The following is a 9,654-nucleotide window of genomic DNA, read 5'->3' on the forward strand; positions in this document are numbered from 1 at the left end:
GGGGCCTGCGGGGCCGCGGCGGCCACACCGTCGGCGCGGAGTGGAGCGACGGGCAGGCCGACGAGTACCGCATCACGCCCGACCGCGACGGTGTCGTCAAGGTACGCGGCGGCATCTTCACCGGCCGCCACAAGCTCCTCGACGTCGCCGGCGGCACGGTCAAGGTGGAAAAGACCGAGCCGGACGCCGTCACGATCACGGCGCAGGCCGGGCACACCTACCGGGCGTACGCGCTGCAGAAGGTCACGATGACCGCGCCCGTCGAGGTCTCGCCGGGTCAGGGGGCGAAGGTCATGGTCACCGTGCGGGCGGTCGAGGCGTCGCTGGCGTCGGCGACGGTGTCTGTCAAGGCGCCGGAGGGATGGACCATCGCCCCCGCGCAGGCCGGCGTCGGGCCCCTGGCGCCGGACGCGAAGGCCACCGTGGAGTTCACCGTCACTCCCGCCGCCGGCGCCGCGGCCGGCACCGCGGTCCTCACCGGCGTGGTGAGCGGCACCGAGGCGGGCGCGGACTGGACCGCGTCCGCGAAGGCCCAGGTGCAGGTGTGGGGCGGCGGGGAGAAGCCGCTTGAGGAGCTCTTCAGCAACGTCGGCGTCACCGACGACGACAACACCGCCCCCGGAAACTTCGACGGCAACAACGCCAGCATCTCCGCCCAGGCGCTGGCGTCGGTCGGCGTCACCCCCGGGGCCACCGTCACCAAGAACGGGCTGAACTTCACCTGGCCCAACGTCGCGGCGGGCACCCCCGACAACGCCATCGCCTCGGGGCAGTCCCTCAAGGTGACCGGCACCGGCAAGACGCTCGGCTTCCTGCTGACCGGCACCTACGGCGCGGTGTCCGGACCGGCCACCATCGTGTACAAGGACGGCACGAGGCAGACCTTCACCCTCAGCAGCCCGGACTGGTACGGCGCGCCGAGGCCGGAGGGCGACGCCGCCGTCGTGGCCCCCTACCAGAACCGGCCGAACAACCAGCGGCAGAACACCGCCGCGACGATCTACTACGCGGGCGTGGCGCTGCAGAACAAGGAGATCTCCCGCGTCGACCTGCCCAACATCAGCGCGCGGGCGGCGAACGGGGTCGCGACCATGCACATCTTCGCGGTCGCGCTCGACGCCGTCACGCCGCCGCCGGCGGTCAAGCTGACCGTCACCGCCACCACCCGCTGCATCGGCACCTCGGCCTACCTGGCGGTCACGGCCGTCAACGACTCCGACGTGCCGACCACGATCACGCTGACCACTCCGTACGGCACCAAGACCGTGGCCGACGTGGCTCCGGGCAAGCAGGCCTACCAGTCCTTCAACACCCGGGCCAAGCAGATCGACGCCGGCAAGGTCACCGTGACGGCGACCGCGACGATCGGCGGCAAGCAGGTCACCTCGACCTACGACGCCGCCTACACCGCGGCCAGCTGCGGCTGACCCTGCCGGGAGCCTCCCCGGCCGGCCGCTGACCGCACCGGCGGGAAGGTCAAGGTCGAGCCCGGCCCCGCCGGGCTCGACGCGAAGACCGGGCACGCCGACCGCGCGTGCGCCCTGCCGGGGTCCGGCTCACCTCGCCCGCCGGGGTGAGCCGGGGCCCGCGGGCGGAGGCCCGCCGGCCACCGGGAGCAGCGGGGCGGCAGGACGGTGCCGACGTCGGCCCGCGAGACCGGCCAGCAGGACCATGGTGGCGGGGGAAAGCAGCCAGGCCAGGACCAGGCGCGGCGCCACAAGGGACGGCGGAGTCGACTGGTCCTCCAGGCACTCGCGCCACCACTGGGGCGGTTCGGGGGCCAGACGTTTCCCGGCCTCGGCCAGCGCGGTGGGGAGCAGGGCGACCGTCAGCCCCAGCCAGGCGGCGCCGGGCCACGCCGGCGAACGGGCCGGCCGGAGCGCGGTTCCCGGCCGTGAACGGAGCGCCCAAGCCGCGGCCAGGGCCAGCAACGCGGGCTGAAGCAGGGCGAGCCAGTCGCCGAGGAACTCCGCGGCCCCGGCCGCCGGGCCGGGCGACGCCATGTCCAGCGGCAGGCCACCGCTGCAGACCACCGTCACCACCTCGGCGAACATGGGCTCGACCAGCAGTTCCCACAGCGACAGCACCACCGCTGCCGACCGGAAGACCGCGACTGCGCGCATCGGAGACTTCCCTGAGTATCTACAGGGCCGGGGCGGCCTAACGCCTGTCCGCCGAGAAGATCATCCTCGGCGATGCGTCCTGCGGTGCGATGGCAGGATGCTTGCGATAGAGGTCATCGCGGTCACGATGCGAGACAGACGCCCGTGGATCGCGGCGGAGCAGGAGGAGGCCGATGAGCCAGGGCAAGCACCGCGTCGCCGTGCTCGTGCTCGAGGGGGCGAAGCCGCTCGACGTCGGCATCCCCGCGCAGGTGTTCTCCAGCCGGCCGAGCATGCCGTACGAGGTGCGGGTGTGCGGCGCCGCCCCCGGGATGGTGACCGGCGGCGACGGCCTCTCCTATCACGTGGCCGAGGGCCTCGACGCCTTCGAGCAGGCCGACACCGTCTTCATCCCCGGCTACCGGGAGCCGGCGACCACGGAACCGCCGGCCGCGGTCGTCGCCGCGCTCATGGCCGCCCACGAGCGCGGGACCCGCCTCGCCGCCATCTCGACGGGGGCGTTCGCGCTGGCGGCGACGGGCCTGCTCGACGGCAGGCGGGCGACGACCCACTGGCACTACACGAAGGCCCTCGCCGACAAACATCCGCTCGTACGTGTGGACGAGAACGTCCTGTTCGTGGACGAGGGGAACGTGCTCACGTCGGCGGGCGCCGCGTCCGGCATCGACCTGTGCCTGCACCTGGTGCGGCGCGACCACGGCGTCGGACTGTCCAACCACGTGGCGAGGCGGCTGGTGGCGGCGCCCTACCGCAGCGGGGGCCAGGCGCAGTACGTCCCGCGGAGCGTGCCGGAACCGCTCGGCGACCTGTTCGCGAGCACCCGCGAGTGGGCCCTGGCGCACCTGTCCGAACGGCTGACACTCGACACCCTCGCCCGCCACGCGCGGGTGTCGGCGCGCACCTTCTCCCGGCGGTTCGTGGAGGACACCGGCTACACGCCCATGCAGTGGGTGCTGCGGGCGCGCGTGGACCTGGCACGCGAACTGCTCGAACGCACCGATCTCGGCGTGGAGCAGATCGCCGACCGGGTCGGGCTGGGCACCGGGGCGAACCTGCGCCTGCATTTCCAGCGGATTCTCGGCACCTCCCCGACCGACTACCGCCACACCTTCTCCGCCTGACCTCCCGGCCTGACGGGCAGCCGCGCCGGTCCTCCTGCGAGGTGGCGAGATCCTTGCGATCGGTGGCGAAACTTCTGGCGGGATTCTTGCGCACGGTGTCGTTCGGGCCACTGTCGTCCCGGCGGCCGCGCGCCGACCATGGAGCCCGTGACGAAAGGAGCCTCCATGACCCGCATCGCCGTCAACGGATTCGGCCGGATCGGACGCAACACCCTCCGTGCCCTGCTCGAGCGCGACAGCAAGCTCGACGTGGTCGCCGTCAACGACCTCGCCGCCCCCGAGACCCTCGCGCACCTGCTGAAGTACGACAGCGCGCTCGGCCGCCTCGGCCGCTCCGTCGAGGTCGACGGAACCGATCTCGTGGTGGACGGCCGCCGTATCGGGGTGCTCGCCGAGCGCGAGCCCGCCAAGCTGCCGTGGGCCGAGCTCGGCGTCGACATCGTGCTGGAGGCCACCGGCCGCTTCACCAAGGCGGACGCCGCTCGCACGCACATCGACGCGGGCGCGAGGCGCGTGCTGGTGAGCGCCCCCTCCGACGGCGCCGACGTCACGCTCGCCTACGGCGTGAACACCGAGGCCTACGACCCCGCCGCGCATGTGATCGTCTCGAACGCCTCGTGCACCACGAATGCGCTGGCGCCGCTCGCGTCCGTGCTGGACGACCTGGCCGGCATCGAGCACGGCTTCATGACGACCGTGCACGCGTACACGCAGGAGCAGAACCTCCAGGACGGCCCGCACCGCGACCTGCGCCGGGCCCGCGCCGCCGCCGTGAACATCGCGCCCACCACCACCGGGGCCGCCAAGGCCATCGGCCTGGTGCTGCCGAAGCTGGACGGCAAGCTGTCGGGCGACTCGATCCGCGTGCCGGTCCCGGTGGGTTCGCTCGTGGAGCTGAACACCACGGTCTCGCGCCGGGTCACCCGCGACGAGGTGCTCACGGCCTACCGCGCCGCCGCCGACGGCCGGCTCAAGGGCATCCTCGACTACGCCGACGAGCCGCTGGTCTCCAGCGACATCACCGGCCAGGCCGCGTCGTCGATCTTCGACGCCGCCCTCACCCGGGTCGAGGGCACGCACGTCAAGGTGGTGGCCTGGTACGACAACGAGTGGGGCTTCGCGAACCGCGTCGTCGACACGCTCGAACTGCTCGCCCGCGACTGAGCGGGGGCCGCGCTCACAGCGCGAGCTCGCGGTGCCGCCCCGTGCGCCACTCGACCAGCATCACCGTGGCGTCGTCCTGGAGCTGACCGCGCTGGTAGGAGAGGATCGAGTGGATCAGCCGGCGCAGGGTCTCCGGTGCGGAGACGCCGTCGGCCTCCCGCCGGATGACGAAGTCGGCGAAGCGGTCCAGCCCGAACCTGTCCCCCTCGGGAGTCAGCGCCTCGACGATGCCGTCGGTGTAGAGGAGCAGCCGGTCGCCGGGCTCGAGCTGACGGCGCGCGAGCACGGCGGCCGGGCCCAGGCGAAGACCCATCGGGGTGTCCGGCGGGCTGTCCAGCACCGAGGCCACCCGTCCCTGTCTCAGGACGAGCGGCGGGGGGTGCCCCCGGTTCACCCAGGTCAGCCATCCGGTGCCAAGGTCCAGGTCGGCCAGGACCCCGGTGGCGAACCGGGAGGTGGCGAACTGCCCGGCGATCGCCTCGTCGATCGCGTCGCTGATGTCGAGCAGCCCGGCCCTGCGCCGGCGGCGGTTGTTGCGGTAGGCGCTCAGGGCGATGGCGGCGGTCAGGCCGGCGGAGGTGTCGTGCCCCATGGCGTCGAAGATCCCGATGTGGAGCGTGCCGCCGTCGAGGGCGTAGTCGAACGCGTCGCCGCCGACGTGATAGGCCGGTTCCAGCCCGGCGCTGACGGTCATGGTGTCGGTGGCGAAGTTCCTGATCGGCAGCAGGGTCCACAGCATCTCGGCCGACAGGTGCATCTCCTCGGTACGCACGAGCCGCGCGAAGGCGTCGCTGTAGGCCCGCTTGCTCACCACCAGCAGCGCGACCAGGCTGCCCAGCTCGTTCGCGATCCGCTCGGTGGTCTCGTCGACCACGGGCGCGGTCACCCCGAGCACGCCGACCCGCTCCGTGCCGTTCAGCATGGGCACCCACAGGCGCCGGGGCCCCTCGCTGCCCAGCGGTTCGGCGGCCTCGGCGACGTACGGGTCGGTGGCGGGGCGCGCCTGGACGATCTCCTGGTTCCGGTAGGCGCGCCCGGCCAGGGTCGTGTCGATGGCGACGCGGTTCAGCGGTTCGCCGTACACGTCACGCTGTCCGGGCAGCGGCACCAGATACAGCGGCCGGAGGCTGGCCACGTAGATCATGATCTCGGTGAAGCCGAGCGGCCGGACGTGCTCGATGACCGAGGACGCCAGGTCGTCCAGTGGCGTGAGGTGGTGGTCGCGCACCAGACCGCCCCATATGCGCCCGGTGTCAGGACACCCGGTCACATGCCGCCCCCCGCTACCCCTGCCCGTGTCGTCCGGACTCGCGCGGCCGGCGGGCGGAGGGTGCGGCCCCCTGGCCCTCGACGCCACACAGTCCCGACGCTACCCCGGCTCGCTTCACACGCGGTCGATGCGGAGGGCATGCGCGGGCCAGCGACCGGCGGCATGCTCGACGCTCCGAGTGATCCTTCGTAAGGGCACCCCCATGCGGGTGGTCCGCCGGGCCGTGACCTACGCGGCGATTTGGGCGGTATGTGCGAGAATGAGGGCCTGTGACCCCCGTGCTCGACCTCGTCGGAATCTTCGTCTTCGCCCTGTCCGGCGCGCTCCAGGGCGTACGCAAGCGGCTCGACGTGGTCGGCATCGCGGTGCTCGCGTTCTTCACCGCGGTCGGCGGCGGCATCGTCCGCGACCTGTTCATCGGCGTGCAGCCCGCCGCGCTGCGGGACACCGCGTATCTCCTCGTGCCGGTCGTGGCCACCGTCATCGCCTTCTTCTGGCATCCCCAGGTCGAGCGGGCGATGCCCGCCGTGCTCGTCTTCGACGCGGCGGGCCTCGGCCTGTTCTGCGCGGTCGGGACCGCCAAGGCGCTCCACTACGGCCTCGCGCCGATGCACGCGGTGTTCCTCGGAGTCTGTACGGCGGTCGGCGGCGGCGTCATCCGGGACGTCCTGTCCGGCGAGAAACCGACCCTGCTCTACGACCGGGAGCTTTACGCCGTTCCGGCGATGCTCGGCTCGACGGTGATGGTCGCGCTGCACGCGCTGGACGTGCGGGGGTTCGTCGCCACCCTGTCCTCGGCCGTCCTCGCCTTCGCGTTCCGCATCCTCGCCGTACGGTTCCGCTGGCGCGCGCCCCTGGCCAAGGGCGTCGGCAAGGCGCGGTGACCGCCCGGGGCCCTCGTACGGCGGTCAGGGGGCGAAGAACCGGTCGGCGAAGGCCTCCCACTGGGCGAGGAAGTCGATGTCGTCGTCACGCAGCCAGTTGAGCTGCAGGCCGTCGAGGAAGGCGAGCAGGTCCACCGCGGCCCGGTCCGGCCGGGGATGCCAGGCCAGCAGATAGCGCTCGAGCATGGCGCGGCCCTCGACCAGCCGCGTCCGGAAGTAGGCGTGCGCCGGATGCGCGGGGTCCAGCGCCTCCGCCGACAGCATCGTGTACAGCTGCACGAGTGAGCGTTGCGCGAGGTTGCGCCGGACGAATCCGGACATGACGGCGCGGGCGGTCGCGGGGTCGGGCGCCGGTTCGAACGTGTCGGCGACGCTCGCGAGGTCGAGGGTGTCCCGGCGTTCGAGGACCGCGATGAGCAGGTCCTCCCGCGAGCGGAAGTGGTGCAGCAACCCCGCCTTGGTCATGCCGCAGGCCGCCGCGAACGCCTCGAGGGTGACGCCCCTGAAGCCGGAGGCGGCGATCAGCTCGGTGGCCGCCTGGAGGATCTCCTCCCGGCGCTCGGCGAGCGGCAGCCGGCGCCGTCCCGGTGCGGGGGTCATGCCGTCCTGGCTCCTGGAAGACGGGGGGTTGATTCGATCACGATACCAGCCTAGGTTATCTACCGTTTGGTAGATAGCGCTGTCGCGCCTGTTCAGAGAGTTGTGTGCGCATGTCGACGCCCTCCTCCCCGACCGCATTCTCCGCCGCCGTCGCCGCAGTGCGCGCCGGGCGGCCCCTCGACGAGGCGGTCGACGAGCTGCTGTCGCAGCTGACCCGCGAGGAACGCCTGTGGCTGCTGGACGGGGACCTGCCGTTCTGGCAGGGCATGGCCGACATGATGACACACGGGTACAACCTCACCCCCTACCCCATGGGCCGCGTCGAGCGGCTGGGCATCCCCGGCCTGTTGTTCTCCGACGGCCCGCGCGGTGTGGTGATGGGGCAGTCGACCGCCTTCCCGGTCTCCATGGCCCGCGGCGCCACCTGGGACGTCGAGCTCGAGGAGCGCGTCGGCACCGCGATCGGGCTCGAACTGCGCGCGCAGGGCGCGAACTTCTTCGGCGGCGTGTGCGTGAACCTGCCCCGCCACCCGGCCTGGGGCCGGGCCCAGGAGACGTACGGCGAGGACCCGGTCCTGCTCGGCGAGTTCGGCGCGGCGCTGACCCGGGGAGTGCAGCGCAACGCCATGGCCGTCGTCAAGCACTACGCGCTCAACAGCATGGAGAACGCCCGGTTCAAGGTCGACGTCACCGCCGACGACGCGGCCCTGCACGAGGTCTACCTGGCGCACTTCCGGCGAGTCGTGGAAGAGGGCGTGTCGGGCGTCATGACCGCCTACAACTCCGTCAACGGGGAGTGGGCCGGGCAGAACGAGCACCTGATGGAGGGCGTGCTCCGCGGGATGTGGGGCTTCGAGGGCGTCACCGTCTCCGACTTCATCTGGGGCCTGCGCGACGCCGCCGCCTCGCTGCGCGCCGGGCTCGACGTGGAGGAGCCCTTCCGCCAGCAGCGCGCCGAGCACCTGGCCGCCGACCTGGAGGCGGGCCGGGCGAGCTGGGACGACGTCGACCGGGCGGCCCGCCGCATCCTCACCACCCAAGTGCGCCACTACGCGGCCCTCACCGAGCCCGAGCCCCCGCTCGACGTGGTGTTCGGCGCCGAGCACCGCGCGCTGGCGCGCGAGGTCGCCGCCCGCGGCATGGTGCTGCTCAAGAACGACCCGGTCGGCGACGCGCCCCTGCTGCCGCTGAACCGCGACGCCCTCGCCTCCCTGGCGGTCGTCGGGCGCCTGGCCGACGTGGCCAACACCGGCGACAACGGCTCCTCCGACGTACGCGCCCCGGAGGTGATCACCGCGCTGCGGGGGCTGACCGAGGCGCTCCCGGACACGCGGATCACCCATGTGGCCGACGACGACCCTGCCGCGGCCGCCGCCGCGGCCGCACAGGCCGACGTCGCCGTCGTCGTCGCCGGTTACACCGCCGCCGACGAGGGCGAATGGGTCGGCGGGGACGTGCTGGCCGACGCCGAGCTGATGGCGTTGTTCCCGCCGCCCGGCGACGACCCCGCCGGGCAGTCGTTCGCGGCCTTCATGGCCGAGCCCGGCGCGGTGGAATCCATGAGCGGCGGAAGCGCCGGCGGCGACCGCGCGAGCCTGCGGCTCCGGCCCGTCGACGCCGAGATCATCCGTGCCGTGGCGGCGGCCAACCCGCGCACGGTCGTGGTGATCGTCACCGCCGGAGCCGTCATCACCGAGGAGTGGCGCGAGGCCGTACCCGCCGTGCTGATCTCCTGGTACTCGGGTTGCGAGGGCGGCCGGGCTCTGGCCGACGTGCTGCTCGGCGACGCCGACGCGGCCGGGCGGCTGCCGTACTCGATTCCGGCCACGGAGGAGCACCTGCCGTACTTCGACCGCGACGCCACCGCCATCACCTACGACAAGTGGTTCGGCCAGCGGCTGCTGGACCGGGACGGCCACGCGGCGGCCTTCCCGCTCGGGTTCGGGCTGTCCTACACGAGCTTCGCCCTCGCCGACCTCACCGTGAGCGCTCCCGACGGGGACTGCTTCACGGCGGTCGTGACCGTGACCAACACCGGCTCGCGCGGGGGCCGCCACGTCGTCCAGCTCTACGGGCGGCCCACCGGCATCGACGCGGCGGCCGACGACTTCCCCACCCGCGTCCTGCTCGGTTTCGCGACCGTCGAGCTCGCGGCCGGGGAATCGGCCCGGGTCACCGTGCCCGCCTCGACCCGGCCGCTGCGGAGGTGGACGCCCGGCGGGTTCGTCCCCGCCTCGGCGACGGCCGTGATCGAAGCCGCTTCCTACGCGGGCGACCCCGGCGCCGTCACCGCGCCCGCCGAACTCGCGCTCGTCTGACAGGCGGAAGGCAGGCGCGGCATCGCGAGACTTCCCCGGAGCCGGTCCGCCGCGGCGGACCGGCTCCGGGGCCGGGCGTCACATCGGGGTCACACCCGGGTCCACTTCTGGTTGTTCTGGCCGTTGCACGTCCAGATCTGTACCTTGGCGCCGTTGGCGGTGCCGGCGCCGCTG

At 72.8% G+C, this 9,654-nt stretch carries 8 protein-coding genes; 5 read left to right on the forward strand and 3 right to left on the reverse strand.

Annotated features, from left to right (window positions below; translation table 11 throughout):
* The coding region (locus AAH991_RS39250) for an NEW3 domain-containing protein (protein ID WP_346231038.1) at positions 1 to 1,427 on the forward strand (1,427 nt) is incomplete at its 5' end.
* 129 nt (positions 1,428 to 1,556) lie between these two features.
* On the opposite strand, the gene AAH991_RS39255 is transcribed toward AAH991_RS39250, so the two are convergent.
* The gene (locus AAH991_RS39255; protein WP_346231039.1) at positions 1,557 to 2,123 is read right to left on the reverse strand and encodes a hypothetical protein; all 567 of its coding nucleotides are present in this window, start codon (positions 2,121 to 2,123) and stop codon (positions 1,557 to 1,559) included.
* Positions 2,124 to 2,296: 173 nt separating this feature from the next.
* On the opposite strand from AAH991_RS39255, the gene AAH991_RS39260 reads away from it, so the two are divergent.
* Complete coding sequence (locus AAH991_RS39260; protein ID WP_346231040.1) at positions 2,297 to 3,244, forward strand: GlxA family transcriptional regulator; 948 nt, start codon at positions 2,297 to 2,299, stop codon at positions 3,242 to 3,244.
* A gap of 165 nt (positions 3,245 to 3,409) precedes the next feature.
* Positions 3,410 to 4,408, forward strand: coding sequence for a type I glyceraldehyde-3-phosphate dehydrogenase (gap, locus tag AAH991_RS39265; RefSeq protein WP_346231041.1), 999 nt, complete (start codon positions 3,410 to 3,412; stop codon positions 4,406 to 4,408).
* Positions 4,409 to 4,421: 13 nt separating this feature from the next.
* On the opposite strand, the gene AAH991_RS39270 is transcribed toward gap, so the two are convergent.
* The gene (locus AAH991_RS39270) at positions 4,422 to 5,636 is read right to left on the reverse strand and encodes a PP2C family protein-serine/threonine phosphatase (RefSeq protein ID WP_346231042.1); all 1,215 of its coding nucleotides are present in this window, start codon (positions 5,634 to 5,636) and stop codon (positions 4,422 to 4,424) included.
* A 311-nt stretch (positions 5,637 to 5,947) separates the two neighbouring features.
* On the opposite strand from AAH991_RS39270, the gene AAH991_RS39275 reads away from it, so the two are divergent.
* Entirely contained in the window at positions 5,948 to 6,562 is a 615-nt protein-coding gene (locus tag AAH991_RS39275) for a trimeric intracellular cation channel family protein (RefSeq protein ID WP_346231043.1), read from the forward strand.
* A gap of 24 nt (positions 6,563 to 6,586) precedes the next feature.
* Here the strand turns inward: AAH991_RS39275 and AAH991_RS39280 are convergent, their stop codons facing one another.
* Entirely contained in the window at positions 6,587 to 7,162 is a 576-nt protein-coding gene (locus AAH991_RS39280; RefSeq protein ID WP_346231044.1) for a TetR/AcrR family transcriptional regulator, read from the reverse strand.
* Positions 7,163 to 7,272: 110 nt separating this feature from the next.
* On the opposite strand from AAH991_RS39280, the gene AAH991_RS39285 reads away from it, so the two are divergent.
* Positions 7,273 to 9,480: a beta-glucosidase family protein gene (locus AAH991_RS39285; protein ID WP_346231045.1), complete on the forward strand. Its 2,208-nt coding sequence runs from the start codon at positions 7,273 to 7,275 to the stop codon at positions 9,478 to 9,480.
* The last annotated feature ends 174 nt before the right edge of the window (positions 9,481 to 9,654 follow it).

The sequence above is a fragment of the Microbispora sp. ZYX-F-249 genome, assembly GCF_039649665.1.
Taxonomy (GTDB): domain Bacteria; phylum Actinomycetota; class Actinomycetes; order Streptosporangiales; family Streptosporangiaceae; genus Microbispora; species Microbispora maris.

Coding starts and splice junctions, on each gene's coding strand:
- AAH991_RS39280 (WP_346231044.1), bottom strand. CDS start 7,162: ATGACCCCCGCACCGGGACGGCGCCGGCTGCCGCTCGCCGAGCGCCGG.
- AAH991_RS39255 (WP_346231039.1), bottom strand. CDS start 2,123: ATGCGCGCAGTCGCGGTCTTCCGGTCGGCAGCGGTGGTGCTGTCGCTG.
- AAH991_RS39260 (WP_346231040.1), top strand. CDS start 2,297: ATGAGCCAGGGCAAGCACCGCGTCGCCGTGCTCGTGCTCGAGGGGGCG.
- gap (WP_346231041.1), top strand. CDS start 3,410: ATGACCCGCATCGCCGTCAACGGATTCGGCCGGATCGGACGCAACACC.
- AAH991_RS39285 (WP_346231045.1), top strand. CDS start 7,273: ATGTCGACGCCCTCCTCCCCGACCGCATTCTCCGCCGCCGTCGCCGCA.